At 45.1% G+C, this 16,855-nt stretch carries 8 protein-coding genes, 2 tRNA genes and 2 riboswitches; of the genes, 4 read left to right on the forward strand and 6 right to left on the reverse strand.

Going from position 1 to position 16,855, the window contains the following annotated elements; genetic code table 11:
* Window positions 1-17: 17 nt before the first annotated feature.
* Both katG and INP83_RS10345 read right to left on the reverse strand, forming a co-directional pair.
* Entirely contained in the window at window positions 18-2,294 is a 2,277-nt protein-coding gene (katG, locus tag INP83_RS10340) for a catalase/peroxidase HPI (RefSeq protein WP_219127372.1), read from the reverse strand.
* Window positions 2,295-2,598: 304 nt separating this feature from the next.
* Window positions 2,599-3,729 (reverse strand): cysteine desulfurase family protein, encoded by a 1,131-nt coding sequence (locus tag INP83_RS10345; RefSeq protein WP_219127373.1) that lies wholly within the window; start codon window positions 3,727-3,729, stop codon window positions 2,599-2,601.
* 69 nt (window positions 3,730-3,798) lie between these two features.
* Window positions 3,799-3,908, reverse strand: a riboswitch (SAM riboswitch).
* Between the two features lie 345 nt (window positions 3,909-4,253).
* Here INP83_RS10345 and INP83_RS10350 point away from each other — a divergent pair.
* Window positions 4,254-4,324, forward strand: a tRNA-Cys gene (locus INP83_RS10350).
* Between the two features lie 15 nt (window positions 4,325-4,339).
* Window positions 4,340-4,411 (forward strand) — tRNA-Cys (locus INP83_RS10355).
* Window positions 4,412-4,614: 203 nt separating this feature from the next.
* Here the strand turns inward: INP83_RS10355 and INP83_RS10360 are convergent.
* Together INP83_RS10360 and INP83_RS10365 are read right to left on the reverse strand one after the other, a co-directional pair.
* Entirely contained in the window at window positions 4,615-6,069 is a 1,455-nt protein-coding gene (locus INP83_RS10360; protein WP_219127374.1) for a SusD/RagB family nutrient-binding outer membrane lipoprotein, read from the reverse strand.
* Between the two features lie 4 nt (window positions 6,070-6,073).
* Window positions 6,074-9,289, reverse strand: a complete 3,216-nt coding sequence (locus tag INP83_RS10365; protein ID WP_219127375.1) for a SusC/RagA family TonB-linked outer membrane protein — start codon at window positions 9,287-9,289, stop codon at window positions 6,074-6,076.
* A 292-nt stretch (window positions 9,290-9,581) separates the two neighbouring features.
* Window positions 9,582-9,693: riboswitch (SAM riboswitch) on the reverse strand.
* A gap of 216 nt (window positions 9,694-9,909) precedes the next feature.
* Here INP83_RS10365 and INP83_RS10370 point away from each other — a divergent pair.
* Window positions 9,910-11,283 carry an aspartate kinase gene (locus INP83_RS10370; protein WP_219127377.1) on the forward strand — a complete coding sequence of 458 codons (1,374 nt, stop codon included), beginning with the start codon at window positions 9,910-9,912 and terminating at the stop codon, window positions 11,281-11,283.
* 3 nt (window positions 11,284-11,286) lie between these two features.
* Here the strand turns inward: INP83_RS10370 and INP83_RS10375 are convergent, their stop codons facing one another.
* Window positions 11,287-11,706 (reverse strand): hypothetical protein, encoded by a 420-nt coding sequence (locus INP83_RS10375; protein WP_219127379.1) that lies wholly within the window; start codon window positions 11,704-11,706, stop codon window positions 11,287-11,289.
* A 463-nt stretch (window positions 11,707-12,169) separates the two neighbouring features.
* Between INP83_RS10375 and INP83_RS10380 the strand changes: the two genes are divergently transcribed.
* Window positions 12,170-15,433, forward strand: coding sequence for a S41 family peptidase (locus INP83_RS10380; RefSeq protein ID WP_219127380.1), 3,264 nt, complete (start codon window positions 12,170-12,172; stop codon window positions 15,431-15,433).
* Window positions 15,434-15,480: 47 nt separating this feature from the next.
* Here INP83_RS10380 and INP83_RS10385 read toward each other — a convergent pair whose 3' ends face one another.
* Window positions 15,481-16,779, reverse strand: coding sequence for a sensor histidine kinase KdpD (locus INP83_RS10385; RefSeq protein WP_219127381.1), 1,299 nt, complete (start codon window positions 16,777-16,779; stop codon window positions 15,481-15,483).
* Window positions 16,780-16,855: the final 76 nt, after the last annotated feature.

Below are 16,855 nucleotides of genomic sequence, written 5' to 3' on the forward strand. Positions count from 1 at the left end.
TAATAAACAATATAAGCTTATTTTTTCACATCAAACCTGTCAAGGTTGGTGATCTTAGTCCAAACGGCCACAAAATCGTTGATGAATTTTTGTTCTGCATCGGCGCTTGCGTAAACTTCGGCAATGGCGCGTAGCTCAGAGTTTGAACCGAATACAAGATCTGCGCGGGTACCAGTCCATTTTTGTTCGCCGGTGCTGCGATCGGTACCGTTGTAAAGCTCAGCATCTTGCGTAGCTGCTTTCCATTGGGTGCCCATATCAAGCAGGTTTACAAACCAATCATTACTTAACTGGCCCGGGCGGTTAGTGAACACGCCGTTATTAGAACCATCGTGGTTAATGTTGATCACTTTGAGGCCACCCATTAGGGCGGTAAGCTCAGGAGCAGTAAGCGTAAGCAGTTGCGCCTTATCTATCAGTGCCTCCTCGGTAGAAGCCCTTAACCTGCCTTTGCGGAAGTTACGGAAACCATCTGCCTTAGGCTCAAGGTAACTGAATGATTCTACATCTGTTTGCTCTTGTGATGCATCGCCACGACCAGGCGTGAACGGAACTTTTACCTTGTGGCCACCATCTGCAGCTGCTTTTTCTATACCTGCGTTACCTGCCAGTATGATCAGGTCTGCTAATGACACCTTTTTGCCACCGCTTTGTGCGCCGTTAAAATCATTTTGGATGCCTTCTAACACGCTTAATACTTTCTGCAATTGAGCAGGGTTATTTGCCTGCCAGTAGCGCTGTGGAGCTAAACGTATGCGTGCACCGTTGGCACCGCCACGTTTATCAGACCCACGGAAAGTTGAAGCCGAAGCCCATGCAGTACCCACCAGTTCTGATACGGTTAAGCCAGAGGCAAGCACTTTTGCTTTTAAGCTTTCTATATCGGCTTCATCGATAACGGCATGATCCACAGCAGGAATAACATCCTGCCAAAGCAGTTCTTCCTGTGGTACATCAGCACCTAAATATAAAGCGCGAGGGCCCATATCGCGGTGTGTTAATTTAAACCATGCTCGCGAAAAAGCATCAGCAAAAGCATCAGGGTTTTCCAGGAAATGTCTTGAGATCTTCTCGTATGCCGGATCTAACCTTAAAGAAAGGTCGGTTGTAAGCATGGTAGGGCGATGCTTTTTGTTTGGATCGTAAGCATCAGGTATGATATGCTGGTCGGTTTTAGCTACCCATTGGTGCGCCCCGCCCGGGCTTTTGGTTAATTCCCATTCAAAACCAAAAAGGTTTTCAAAATAGTTGTTGCTCCATTGCGTAGGTGTGGTGGTCCAGGTTACTTCTAAACCACTGGTGATGGTATCTGCCCCTTTACCTGAGCCAAATTTGTTGCTCCAGCCAAAACCCTGTTCAGCAAGGTCAGCAGCTTCAGGCTCTTTATCAACATTATCTGATGATGCAGCACCGTGGGTTTTGCCAAAAGTGTGGCCACCTGCAATAAGGGCAACGGTTTCTTCATCATTCATTGCCATGCGGCCAAACGTTTCGCGGATATCCCGCGCAGCCATAATTGGATCGGGGTTACCGTCCGGTCCTTCAGGGTTTACATAAATCAAACCCATATGCGCCGCACCAAGTGGTTCTTCCAGTTTACGGTCATGCGTATTGCCGTCGGCATTTTCGTCAGATGATACAACCCCATGTGCTGCCACACCCGGTTGGCCATCTGCATAGCGTTTATCATTACCCAGCCAGGTAGTTTCGGCTCCCCAAAAAACAGACTCATCTGCTTCCCAAACATCTGCACGGCCACCGGCAAAACCAAATGTTTTGAAACCCATCGACTCCAAAGCCACGTTGCCTGTGAGGATCATCAGATCCGCCCATGATATTTTTCGACCATATTTTTGCTTGATAGGCCAAAGTAACCTGCGGGCTTTGTCGAGGCTAACGTTATCAGGCCAGCTATTTAAAGGTGCAAAACGTTGCATACCCGCACCGGCACCGCCACGGCCATCGGTTACGCGGTAAGTACCGGCGCTGTGCCATGCCATACGTATGAATAAGCCGCCGTAATGACCAAAATCTGCAGGCCACCAGTCTTGCGAATCGGTCATCAACGCGTGCAGGTCTTGTTTAATGGCTTCCAGGTCTAATGATTTAAACTCTTCGGCATAGTTAAACTGCTCATCCATCGGGTTGGTAAGCTGCGAATTTTGGCGTAAAATATTCAGCTTAAGCTGGTTTGGCCACCAATCGCGGTTGCGTGTACCGCCACCTGCGGTGTTATGAGTCAAAGTGCCATTGTGGAAAGGGCATTTGCTGATGTCGTTCGAATTGTTTTCCATGTTAAAATTGATTGGTTAGTATCTGATGATTAACAAATGTGAAGGTAGGAGTTAAACAAACACAATACCAATCGAATTTTTCGATAACGAATAGGGAAAAGTTATATGCAGAGCTGTGAGGGGAGTAGAGTTAGGAGCGTTTGCCGATTGACTCACCCCGACATTGCTGACGCTTGTCGACCCTCTCTTCGCTGTGCGAAAAGAGGGTAAGGATAGTTATCCCTCTGGTGCATGCAGCGGAGAGGGTCCGGCGTGGCGCAGACCGGGTGAGTAAATTTAGGTTTTGAAAATATCAGCAGTTGCTTTATGCCGCTAAAGGCTGCAATAAAGCAGATAATACATTTACCACCCGATTAATCTCTTCAGCGGTGTTGAACCGGCTAAATGAGAAACGTACGGTGTGACGCCCCGGACGAATTTTTAATGCCTGTAATACGTGTGAGGCGGCCCCGGTTGAGCAGGCACTGCCACCGGATACTGCTATGCCTTGTTCGTCCAAACATCGCAGCAGATCGTCCCCGGTATTGGGCAGGCAAACGCTAAGCACCGTGTATAAACTTTTATCTGCGTTGGCAGAATTGCCATTAAAGCTAACGCCGCTGATATTATCTAACAAGCCTGCCACCAACTGGTCTTTTAGTGATTGTATATATAGTTGATGTTGATCCAGATCGGCATAAGCCAGTTGCAGCGCTTTAATAAGGCCTACTATGCCTGCTATGTTTTCTGTACCGGCGCGTAATTTTGCTTCCTGACCGCCGCCGTGCAGCAGTTGGGTTATGGGAGACTCCTTGCGGCAGTATAAAAATCCCACGCCCTTTGGCCCGTGAAATTTATGTGCCGATGCTGCAAGATAATGAACCTTCAGCTTTTGCAGATCATGAACGTAGTGACCTATTGTTTGTACCGTATCGGTATGGAAAAGCGCTTTATATTCTTCGCAAAGTTCGCCAATTGCAGCTATATCATTTAAGTTGCCTATCTCGTTATTTGCATGCATTACCGATACAAAGCTTTTTGGATGCTGTTGTAGCAAGCTTTCCAGATGTACAAGGTCCAATGTCCCCTGAGCATCATGTTCGATGTAGCTTATTTTGATCTTACCTTTTCTCTCAAATTGTTGCAGTGTGTGCAGTACTGCATGGTGTTCAAATTTGGTAGTGATAACGTGCTCAACTTCTGCGCCGTAAATAGCCGAATGGATGGCGGTATTGTCTGCCTCGGTGCCCCCGGATGTGAATATGATCTCCTCCGGACTGGCGTTTAATAATTGCGCAATGGTTTTGCGGCAACTATCCAGCGTAGCTTTAACTTCTCTGCCAAACGCATGATGAGATGAAGCATTGCCAAAGTGCTGCAGGTAAAACGGCGTCATGGCTTCAAATACTTGTTTATCTAATGGAGTTGTTGCGGCGTTATCAAGGTAAATTTTCATATGTTAAATAAATTAATGTCTTTATGAAACTTACCAGTTCACCGGGGCTTGGCAGCAGAACGCTGCTATTGCTTATCTTTCTCCATTAATTACAGGAGCAGGATTTAGCACCTTTTACCAAAGTGGTACAGGTTGCTAAGACGTCAAAGGGCCATTCCCTCGGTCTTTCTGGATAAGTTTTAAAGAACGTTTCGACAGCAAATATACAAATAATATATAAAGTCTATAGTTTTATAGATTTTTTTTGATTTTTCATTTTAGGTGTTTACTTTTGTCCTGTCCGATAAGAAAAACAACATGAGCATCAACGCTAAAATATCTACGTCCGCTGTTAAATCAAGCTTCTCTCAAAGGCTTGGTTATTGTTGTTGTTGATTTCGGCATCTCGTTAAAATCTTTTGATTTTATGATTTTATATAATAGGTCGTTTCGGTCTGTGATTCACACTATTTTTCAAACAATAAATATTTTAAAAACAATCTTCTAAAGCCCCTCTCCAAAGAAAAGGGGTGGGGAGAAGCTAAGGTTAGGTGGCCGAGTGGCGAGGCACGGGTCTGCAACACCTGTTACAGCGGTTCAAATCCGATTCTAACCTCTAAATAAAACAAAAGGCGGGGTGGCCGAGTGGTTAGGCGGGCGTCTGCAAAACGCCATACAACGGTTCGAATCCGTTCTCACGCCTCTTTTAAGTTTCTCATCTCAGGTTTATAATTGGTTACAAAGTGCCCCTGCCCAACAGGGGCCTTTGTTGTTTATGTCTGAACCCGAATTGAAAGAATTTGAGGAATAACAGAATTATAAAAATTCAGCAAATTATTTTAATTCGGGTCCATACAAAAAAAGGCTGCGAAATTTCGCAGCCTTTACAATGAAGTTTTTTAATTATCAATTCACATCGAACCATAATTTGGTAGTTAATGCGTCAGCGCCCTGGCTGGCAACTGCAGCTTTGTAGCTGGTGCCATTAAGCGATTGCTCTGTACCGGGGTAGATAAACCTTAGCGGTATCTTGCCTCCAAGTGTACCGGCAACTGCCGGGGTAAGTTGCGGATAATCCAGGCGTCGCCATTCGGCATAAGCCTCTAATCCCTGGCCAAATAGCGCAATCCATTTTTGTTCGCCTATTGATTTACGATAGTTAGCCGCATCATATGCAACGCTGCTTTGAGCCAGGTAGGTGTTTATATCGGCGGTGCCTATACCGTATTGCGTTAATGATGCGGTTATAGCCTGCCTGTACAAATCGGCAGCGTTGCCGGCAATAAAACCGCGTTGGGCAGCTTCGGCCTGGTCAAATAGTACTTCAGCATAACTGATGATCACTGCCGGTGCGCTTGGCGCTAAAAAGTAGGTGCCCGGTTTTGATGTTTTCGTAAAGCCATAGCTGCTGGCATCACCTACCAAAAGTCCGTTTGGCAAGCCAACATAAGTTTGTGGTGTAGCATCCTTTGTTTTGCTGGCATAAACCGGCAGGCGCGGGTCATTTAATGCAAAAAGCTTATCTACAATTGTTTTGCTGATGCGGTAATCATCCCTGGTATCAAACAAATTGCTGATAGGGTTTTGGTTAGGCGATGCCGCGTAAACCAGTTGTGCGGTTTCGCTGTTACTGCTGATGTAACCGCTGCCATCCGCTTGAATGTCGGCCAGTACCTGCTTTGCTTTTTCAGGCTCGCGGTCTGCAATGCGCAGGGCAATACGTAAACGCAGCGAGTTGGCAAATTTTTTCCATAGCAGTATCTGGTTTGCGCCGCTGCTGGTGCCATAGATGATGTCGCCTGCAATTGCAGGACCTGAAGGGCTAAGGAAGGTTTGAGCCGATTTCAGATCATCGAGGATGGCAAAATACACATCCTTTTGTTTGTCGTAAGCAGGTGTCAGGAATTCGTTAATGCTTGCTGCCTGCGTGTAAGGCACATCGCCATAATTATCAGTTAGCAATTGGAAAGCCCATGATCTTAGTACTAAAGCAACTCCTTTATAATTAGGGTTAGCTTGTGCATCGGCAATTTTTACAAGTGCGTTAAGATTCACAACCCCTCTTGAATAACCTGTACCCCAAAGCTCATTAAAGGATGTACTGGTATAGATATACCTGTCGGGGTCGGTATACTGTATCTTGGCCCAGTTTTGTACCCAAAGCAAGCTGGCGTCCATATTATTGGATGTCCCCCAGTAAGTATCTGCCAAAGCTTTTGTTACGCCTGTTAAGATATAATCCGGCTGACCGGTTTCTGACGCGTTTGGATTTTTGTTGATATCCTCAATCGTTTTTTTGCAGGCTGTTGCCGATAAAAGCAGTGTTCCTGATATGATGGTGGCTAAATATTTAATTTTCATTGTTTTAGAATTTGAGGTTCACGTTAAAACCAAGGTTACGTACAGTAGGCAGCGTAAGGTCTTCTAAACCTTGTGCGTTACCGCTGTTAAATGCTGTTTCAGGATCAATGTTGGGTACCTTTTTGTGTATGATCCAAAGGTTACGGCCAACCAATGATACTGTTGCCGATTGCAGGCCGATGCCTTTAACCCAATTCTGCGGCAGTGTGTATCCAAGCTTTACCTCCCGCAGTTTTACGAATGAAGCGCTGTAAACAAAGGCCTCATCAACGTTAGTGTACCCCTTATAATAAGTTTGAGCGGAAACAATTTTGCTGTTTGCAGATCCATCAGCTTTAACGCCTTTCCATACCATACCATCGTCGTAAACTGTTTCGCCGTTTGGCGCATTTGCTCCTGTTCCCACTTGTACCGCATTAGCTGACGTGTTGTTGCCTGGGTAGTAATAAGATAAACCGCCATTCTCGGCACCTCTACCGGGAAGGGTAGATGCCAACACGCCGGTGTAAGTGCCGGTGCGGTTAGTGTTGGAGTAAATAGAACCGCCAATACGGGCATCAACCAGCACACTAAGATTAATGCCTTTGTAAGTGAAGCTATTATTGATGCTGCCCAACCAATCCGGAGTAAATTTACCTAGGGCTTTCTTAGTATTGTTTACAACCGGTGTGCCATTGTCGCCGATCAAGATGTTGCCCGAAGCATCGCGAGTATATGAGGTGCCGAATAGCGTACCGTAAGGAAGGCCAACCGCAGCTACAACATCAACGGTGCGGTTTGATCCAAGGATGTAGGTTTGCAGGTTGCCTTCACTGTACAGCGATAGTACTTTACTTTTATTACGTGAATAATTTACAGTGACATCCCAGTTAAAGTCACTGGTTTTTATTGGGGTTGCAGACAATTGAAGCTCAATACCTTTATTGTTAAGATTGCCGCCATTGATAAGCTTATAATTAAAGCCGGTGCTCGGGCTTACCAGTACCGCCAGTATCTGGTTAACACTATTGGTATTGTATAAGCTCACGTCAAGTCGCAGGCGATTATTAAGGAAACCAGCCTCAACGCCGGCTTCTGTAGATGTCGTAGTTTCCGGTTTTAAATTCGGATTAAGGTCTGTTGAGTTGAGCAACTGCTGCGGATTAGCCACCGTACCACCGCCGGGCTGACTCAGATTAAACGGTGCCAGAAACCCATAAGTATTAATTAACTGGTAGGGATCAGTTGCTTTACCAACTTTTGACCATCCGCCGCGTACTTTTAAATAGCTTAAAACATCGCTTTTTAAATCCAGCGCTTCTGAAAGCACCAAACTACCATTAACAGACGGGTAGAAGTAAGAAAGGTTAGCAGCAGGCAGGGTAGACGACCAATCATTACGGCCGGTTACGTTGATAAAGGCATAATCCCTGAAACCTATCTGCGCCGAAGCGAAGTAGCTATATGTTTTAAGTTTGCCGTAAACATTTGAAGATACCAGAGGGTCGCGCGAGTTGCTAAGCGTATATAAGCCAGCAATGGCAAGTTTCGGTGCTATCTGGTCGTTCTGCTCGCGGGTTGTAGTACCAATGTTACCACCCACAAAAGCGTCTAAAGAAAAATCTTTGTTCAGCTTTTTGGTGTACTGTAAGCGGCCTTCGGTATTGGTCTCGTTTACATAGTAAGCATCTTCTTCATAAGACCCAAATGGGGTACCGTTTGTGCCGTAAGCCACTTTTATCTTGCGCCTGTCGTTATAGAAATCGGTACCGGTGCGCAGGTTGGCAGATAAGCCTTTGATGATCTTGTAGTTTACCTCAGCGCTCCCTATAAAATGATTTTTAAACTGTCCAACGGTATTTTCGTAAGCGATAAAATATGGATTGCTGTAGTAGCTGTTATTCCAGTTAAACGTATTTCCGTTGGCATCACGGTAGTTTTTAAGCTGGCTTACATCAACCTGGCGGCCAAACCATGTAAACTGGAGCATGGTGCTTGTTGCACGCCTGCCGTAAGTACCCGGTAAGTTACCTGCATCGTCTTTGATGTAATTAGCGGTTGTGGTAACGGTAAGTTTATCGGTAGGCCGGAACGTTGTGTTCAGCGAGAACGAGTTTCGCCCCAATGATGAATTAGGTACTACACCGGTTTGGTGCAGGTTGTTGTACGATGCTCGGAAATCGAATTTATCGCTGCTGCCCGCGAAGGCTACACCGTTATTTAAAGTAACGCCGGTATTAAAGAAACTGCGAACATTATCCGGATGCGCTATAAAAGGCACCGGTGTGCCGTTGGAGTAAAATTGCGGTATCAGGCGGCCGTCCAAGCGCGGTCCCCAGCTTTCGTCAACACCGTCGTTAACGCCGCCACCCTTGCCATCAACATAACTGAATTTGCCGTTAGCGCCTTGTCCGTATGAATTTTGGTAGTCAGGGAAAACTTTAAGAGTAGCAAAGCTGGTGTAAGAGTTAATGGTAACGCCAATGCCCTTTACACCCTTACCGGTTTTAGTTTTAATAAGGATAACGCCTGAAGCCGCACGCGAACCGTATAAAGCTGCAGCGTTAGGGCCTTTCAGAACGGTAATAGATTCGATATCCTCAGAGTTGAAATCAGATAGTGAGTTGGGAAAATCGCGCGAACCGTTTGTGCCTAACTGCTGCGTGTTATCCACCAACACACCATCTACCACAAACAGGGGTTGGTTATTGCCGGAGATAGATACCTCACCACGTATAACGATACGCGATGAACCCATATCGCCCTGGCTATTGGTAACGGTAACACCGGCTATTTTTCCGGCAAGGGCATTCACCAGGTTAGTTTCCTTGGCTTCGGATATGTCTTTCGACTTAAGTCCCTGAACCGCGTAGCCTAAAGATTTTTTATCCTTGCTGATGTTTAGTGCGGTCACCACCACCTCATTAAGTGAGTTAGGTGCCTCCACTAAGACTATCTGCAGCGGGGCGGAACTTTGCGTAACGGTGATGCGCTGTGTGGTGAAGCCCAGGTACGATACCTGTAGCACATCATTTACTTTGGCATTGATACTAAAGCGGCCCTGAACATCTGTTTGGGTGCCATTGGTTGTGCCTTGTACGGTTACACTTACACCCGGTAAAGGCTGGCCGTCGCCCTTAGCAGTTACCACGCCGCTTACCTTAATTGATTGGGCCGATAAGTGCTGAACAATGATTACCGGTAGTAAAGCCACCAGTAAGAGTTTGTAAATTTTTGACATTTTTTACTGTGAAATAAAGTTTTGAACATGGCATACCTATCTACTTTGCCCGGTAAAATCTACCTGCATTAATGAGTATGCAATAAATTAAATGGAGTTAATGTTACTGGGTTAACAACAGCAGCAACAACACATGCCAGGCATTCGCCAGCATAAAGCGAAAGGGGTTAAGGATAACGATACAGTTTGCGTAAAAGCTGTTTTCATAGTTGTTTGTAGGGTAACGTTTATTGTTTGTCTTTTATAAACTCACCAGGTAAGTACCGGTTAATTGCGGCAAATAAATTGCACTCGCTTATCTTTCTCCTGTTTATCAGGAGCAGGATTTAGCACCTTTCGCCAACGCAGGGGCAGAGGTTGCTAAGACGTCAAAGGGCCATTCCCTCGGTCTTTCTGGATAAGTCTTAAAAAGAACTTCGATGCAAATATAGATTAAAAATATATAATGTCTACGTATTTTGTAGATATTTTTCTAAATGACTTTTTAATGGCATAAAACCGCCATACCGAAACGTACGGGCAGTTTTTGGTGGACAGAGTATTTGGCAAACAGCAACTGCCGGGCATATATTAAAATAGATTAAGTACCCAAATACCGTTTGATATTATACATTTGCGGCATGAATACCCGGTTAACAGTTGAAAAAATTGGCGGCACATCAATGAGTGCCCTTAAAGATGTAATTGATAACATTGTGTTTTACGGCGATTCGCCATACAATCGAATCCTTGTTGTATCGGCGTTCTCCGGCGTTACCAATATTTTACTGGAGAATAAGAAAACTAAGGCGCCGGGTGTTTACCATCGTTTTGCAAAAGGAGAGGATTACCGGACAGCACTTAACGAGGTTTCTGTGGAACTTAAGCGCTTAAATGCAGTATATGGCGAGCTGGGCCTTGATGTTACCTGGGCTGATGCGCAGATAGATCAGCACATGGCAAAGGCTATCGTTTATCTGGATAGCGCCTCTACAATGCTGGCTTCCGGTTATCTTAATGAGGGTGTGTTATTGGCTGCCCGCGAGATCCTGGCTTCCATTGGCGAAACGCATTCGGCCATGGTGCTGGCTGCTATCCTTAAAACCAGGGGACTTAATGCCGTGTTGGTAGATATGGCCGGTTTTGACGATTCTCGCGCCATGACAATTGACGAGCGTATTAAAGATGTCTTTGCTAAAATAGATCTGCCAAACAGCATTTGTATTGTAACCGGTTACGCTAAAGGTACAGAAGGCATTATGCGCGAGTTTGACCGCGGGTATTCTGAGGTAACGTTCAGTAAAATAGCATCCATACTTAGGCCTGATGAGGCCATTATCCACAAGGAATATCACCTTTCAACTGCCGACCCTAATATTGTTGGTATCGATAACGTGCACCCGGTAGGTAATACTAACTATGATATTGCCGATCAGCTTGCCGATGTTGGCATGGAAGCTATACACCCAAAGGCTGCTAAGCCATTGGAAATGGCCGGCATCCATCTGCGCATCAAAAACACCTTTGAACCAGCGCATCCCGGTACGCTGATAACCCGCCAATATGTTTCGCAACTGAAAAGGGTAGAGGTGATCACCGGCACCGATAAGCAATTACTGATCGATATTTACGACCCTTTGATGACCGGCAACGTAGGCAGCGACTTAATTATCATGGAGATATTCGCCGCGCACCAGGTTAGTTATACCTTTAAATCAACCAGTGCAAACAGCATATCCATTGTTATTTGGGAAAACGATTTTAAGGAAGCACTGATAACTGATCTGAGAACAAAATTTGAGCGTGTTAAGCACGAGCCGGTTTCCATGGTTTGTTTATTAGGTACCAATATGGATCAGCCAGGTTTGCTGGCTAAAAGCACTGCAGCACTTGCCCGCGATGAGATAAACATCCTGGCAGCAGGTTTAGCGTATGGCCGGGTTAACATCCAGTTTGTTGTACCGCGCGATCAGTTTAAGGCATCTGTAATAGCGCTGAACAAAGCGTTAGGGTAGATATTACGCTATCTCGGCATACGCACTTTCAGCTGCGGATGGTACGGCTTTGTTAAAAATGCCCGCGGATAGATTTTCATGTTCAGTTACCGAAATGGGCTGATTTACTGTAAGTGGCGAATGATGAAAAGCAAGCAACTGCGGCCCGTCCAATTCGTTAAATAAGCGCTGTATATCGGCTGCTTTGCCTATCTGACGTACCAGTAACTGGTTACCTTCTAAAAGCGTTATTCCGCGTGCATTATGTTTATTAATGATATCCCATACAGCGTTCGCTTTTTTAGTTAGCGATATCCTGTACATAGCAGATCTCAAGACCGAACCAAATGCAATAGTAACATCAATCACCCCTATCACTTTACGTATCCTCAGTAGTATGTTATCTACCTGTTGCGCAGGTACCCTTGCTTCAATGGTTATCAAAACGGTATCCGCAACATCGGTTTGAGATTGTGCAAGGGTAACTATCTCGTAGCCCGGCCGGGTAAATAACCCTATAACTTTGACAGTATTTCTTTTTGGTTTTCGCAGCTAAGGCTGAACAATTTTGGAGTAAGCTTTTCTCGTTTCATAGCAAAAAAAAAGCCTCCCTACTTTCGTGGGAGGCTGCAAATTATTTTATTTAAAATTAATTATAGCAAGGCGCCCTCCCATTTTGAACAAATGACAATCACAATAATGCTAATCACATTATTTAAGATTTGTACGCCTTTAGTTTGTTTGTTCATTTAAATGAAAGTGCATGTTGTAAAACAGGGAAAATATTTTCGAAAATCAAAGGTTGTAACGCATTTTTATTTTTTGGCTTAATTTAACATTTTTTAGGAATCGCCTTGTGCGTTTATTTTCAGTGGTTTAACTATATTTAGGCACTTAATCCTAAGCAATGTTGGTTAAACCCTTATTATCGGTGTTGGCGCTGCTGGCAGTGTCAACGTCTTATGGGCAGCAAAAAGGCTACTACCGCACGCCTGCCCTGCATCAAAACACAGTGATCTTTACCGCCGAAGGTGACCTTTGGAAGTATGACCTAAGCAGCAACCAAACCAGCAGGTTAACAACTAACGACGGGGTAGAATTGAACCCCGCCATATCTCCTGATGGTAAGCAGGTGGCTTTTCTGGGTCAGTACGAAGGTACTACAGAGGTATACCTTATGGATATAAACGGTGGTGTGCCTAAGCGCTTAACTTATGAGCTTACCGGTGGCCAGTACATTTCCGGCTGGACAAAGGACGGGAAAATACTTTACCGCAGCGAGGGAAACACATCCTTACCGCAGCCACAGCTTATAAAATTAGATCCTGTTATCCTTAAACGCCAAACAGTACCATTATGGCAAGCATCCATAGGTACTTATGATGAAAACGGCATCCTGTACTTTACCCGTTTTCCTAACCAGGGCAGCAAGACCAAACGTTACAAAGGCGGTTTGATAGAGCAACTATGGAAATTTGACGGTAAGCAGGAAGCAAAGAGCCTGACAGGCGATTTTGAAGGTACCAGCACCAACCCGATGTATTACAACGGCCGGGTTTATTTTCTTACCGATAGGGACGGTACCATGAATTTATGGTCGATAGATAAAGAAGGGAAAGATTTGAAGCAACACACCTTTTCAAAAGGCTGGGATCTCCAAACACCATCTATGGACGAGGGTAGGATAGCCTACCAGAAAGGTGCAGATATTTATGTTTATGATATTGCCTCCAATGCAGAAAAGCCGTTAAACATCAGTCTGGTATCGGATTTTGATCAGCGCAAGCCAAAATGGATCAAAAGCCCTGTAAAATCAATCAGCTACTCTGACATATCGCCCAAAGGTACTTATGTGGCTATAGTTAGTCGCGGGCGCTTGTTTGTGTCGCCGGCTAAAAGTGACCGTTGGGTTGAAATTACCCGCAAAAGCGGCATTCGTGTAAAAGATGTACACTTTATTGATGATAAAAGTATCGCGGTTTTATCTGATGAAGGCGGTGAATACGAAGTTTGGCGCGTAAATGCCGATGGTAGCGGCGAGGCTAAACAACTTACCAAGGGTAGTAAGGTTATCATTTCTTCTTTCGCCGTTTCGCCTGATGGTAAATTCATCGCTTATACAGATAAGAATGACGTTTTACGCATTGCAGAAACCGCTACCGGAGCGGTAAAATTCACATATGATAAAGCTTACGCTGGCGTCAATGAAATATCATGGTCGCCCAATAGTACTTTCCTTAATATCTCTCAGAACTTGGAAAATTTAAATTCACAGGTAGCGGTAATTGATACCCGCAGCATGAAACTTACGCCGGTAACCACAACGCGTTTAAGCAGTAACAACCCCGCATGGTCTGCAGATGGCAAGTGGCTTTATTTCCTGAGTGATCATAATCTGCGCTCAGTGGTACGCTCGCCATGGGGGCCAAGGCAGCCGGAACCATACTACACCAAAACCACCAATATTTATGCAATGGCTTTGGATACCGCTGCAAAGTTTCCCTTCCTGCAAACCGATTCATGGTTGACTGATTCGGTATTTACTACCGTAGATAAACAAGGTGTTCCACAAACAAAAAAGGTAAGTAAAAAGAAACCGGGAGTACAACCTGCCAGGGTTTATGATTGGGCTACAGCTCAGAGGTCGTTGTACCAGGTGCCGGTTAAAAGCGGCAACATAGGCAGCCTCAGCGTTGTAAATGGGTATTTATACTGGGTTGATGCCGGCGATGATGGCGATGAAGGAGGGGCAAAAATATATGCCCTTAAAATTACCGAAAGCAAAAAGATAGAGCCAACAGAGGTGGCATCCGGCGTGCGCGATTATGTGGCTTCTGCCAACGGCAAAAAGATCCTGATCCGTTATACTAATCAAAATTTGGCAGTTGCAGATGCTGATGGTAGCAAGGTTGATGCCGCAAAGGCCAAAGTAGAACTCAATAATTGGAGCTTTGCTGTAGAGCCGCAGAAAGACTGGCAGGAAATGTTTGATGACGCGTGGCGAATGATGCGTGATTATTTCTACGACCGCGACCTGCATAAGGTAGACTGGGCGGCTGTAAAAAAACAGTATGAGCCTCTATTGCCTCGCGTTACCGACCGTTACGAATTGGATGACCTGCTAAGCCAGATGGTGGGTGAGCTATCTGCCCTGCATACTTTTGTGTATGGCGGTGATAAGCGCACCCCATCTGATAAGATACCGGTAGGTATGCTGGGTGCAAAACTTGCGAAAACAGACAAAGGTTTTAAAATTGAACACATCTACAAAGCCGACCCGGATTTCGACAATGTATCGCCGCTGGGAAAGCCCGAATTGAGAATTAAAGAAGGAGACATTATTACCGAGATCAATAATGTGCCGCTAAAAGATGTAGGAGATATAGGTGAGCTGCTTACCAATAAAGTGGATATCCCTGTTAAGCTTACGCTCGCCGATAAGGCCAGCAAACGTTACGAGCAGATAGTGAAACCGTTTAGTCCGCGCAGTTTCTATAATTTGCGATATGCAGAATGGGAATACTCAAGGCGGTTAAAGGTTGATAGCGCAAGCAATAATGATATTGGATACATCCATCTCAAAGCCATGGGGGGCGATGATATGGACGATTTTGTGAAGCAGTTCTATCCGATATTCAATCGCAAAGGATTGATACTTGACGTGAGGCAGAACTTCGGCGGAAACATTGATAGCTGGGTATTGGAAAAACTGATGCGCAAAGCCTGGATGTACTGGCAGGGCAGAACAGGCGGCCCAACATGGAATATGCAGTATGCGTTCCGCGGGCACATGGTATTGCTGTGCGATCAGCAGACCGCGTCTGATGGAGAGGCCGTATCAGAAGGTTTCCGCAGACTTGGCTTGGGTAAAGTGATAGGTATGCGTACCTGGGGTGGCGAGATCTGGCTGTCATCAGATAATAAACTGGTTGATGATGGAATTGCCACCGCTGCAGAAACCGGCGTATTTGGCCCCGAAGGTAAGTGGCTGATAGAAGGCCGCGGCGTAGAACCGGATATTGAGGTTGATAACCTGCCTTATGAAAGTTATAAAGGTAAGGATGCTCAGTTAGAAGCAGCCGTAAAGTACCTGCAAAACGAGATCAGGACCAAGCCTATACCCGCAGTGGTCTCACCACAACACCCGGATAAATCATTCAAATACCAATAACGGAAAAGGCCCAATAAAGGGCCTTTTTTGTTGACTATAATAACATCTTAGTTGTTAGCAAGTGGGATGGTGATCGTGAAAGCGGAGCCTTCTCCGGGTTTACTGTCAGCTGTGATATGGCCGCCCTGATGCTCCATAAATTCTTTGCATATCATAAGGCCTAATCCAACACCTTTTTCATTTTCGGTGCCGTAGGTAGGCTTGGGTTTGCCGTTAAAGATGGTTGATAGTTGCCCCGGCGAAATGCCCGCGCCATTATCTGCGATGATGATCTTACAATTATGTGCCTCAACCATTGATTTGATGCTGATAATGCCGCCTGTAGGCGTAAATTTCACTGCATTTTGTAATAAGTTGCGCACCACTAACTGCAGCATATCAGCATCAGCATATATCATTTTATCAGGGTCAATATTCTGAATAAAGTTGATTTTCTTATGTGCTGCCTGTACCGCTGCAATTGCCATTGGGTTTTTAAGTGTATTTAAAAGTGACAGCTTCATAATATCTGTGGCGGTACCTTCCATCTGCGAGCGCGACCAGTAAAGCAGGTTGGTAACCAGGTGCAGGGTTTGGTCATTTGCTTCGCGGAGTTTTTTCTCCATAGAGTTTCGCTCTGTGGTAGATAACGAAGGGTCATTGAGTAACTCAAGATAATGGCCGATATGTATAAGCGGTGCTCTGAAATCGTGCGATAGGATGGATAAAAGACGGCTTTTTTCTGCGTCGCGCTGTTCTACTTTCGCTTTCTCGCGGTCGTAGCTACGCCTGAACAGGCCAACCACTATTGCCATACCTATAACGGGCATGGGGAATGCTGTAATACGGTCAATAAATTGCCCCTTGCCATAATGGAAAGGGTATTGCACCAACTGCGGATATTGAAATTCTATCCAGTGAACAATAGCAAAAACAATGAGGTAGGTAACCACCCAGGCCAACTGATATCGGCTGGGGCATATAGTAAGCAACAATACCAGAAAAGCAGGCCACATCAGGTCTGTTGAGCCGCTGATACCGGCGTTAATAAAATAGTTAACCGGCAATATGATCAGCCCTATCAAGCCAAACACGAGACTACGGTACACAATACCTTTAACTCTCGAATAATAATACTGGTACATGAAAAAGCAGACGATAACTAAACAAGATAGAGATGCTACTTTTAAACCGGCGTACAGGTTGTACGGTATATAAAATGCAGCCAGCACAATTATACCCAAGCTAATAGAATGGAATATGCGCGACTCTAAAGAGAAATCGTCGGCATGGCCTATCAGCTTGCGCCATTTGCTGCTGATGTGACCAATACCTGTATGAAAATTGACAGACAGAACTTTGCTCATCCCGGTGAAGATGGTCTTTTTGCTGTATTACGGATTTGAAGTGGTTTAAGTTGCCTTCAAACAAATCATAGGTCGG

Origin of the sequence: Mucilaginibacter sp. 21P (assembly GCF_019331605.1) — a bacterium.
GTDB lineage: Bacteria > Bacteroidota > Bacteroidia > Sphingobacteriales > Sphingobacteriaceae > Mucilaginibacter > Mucilaginibacter achroorhodeus.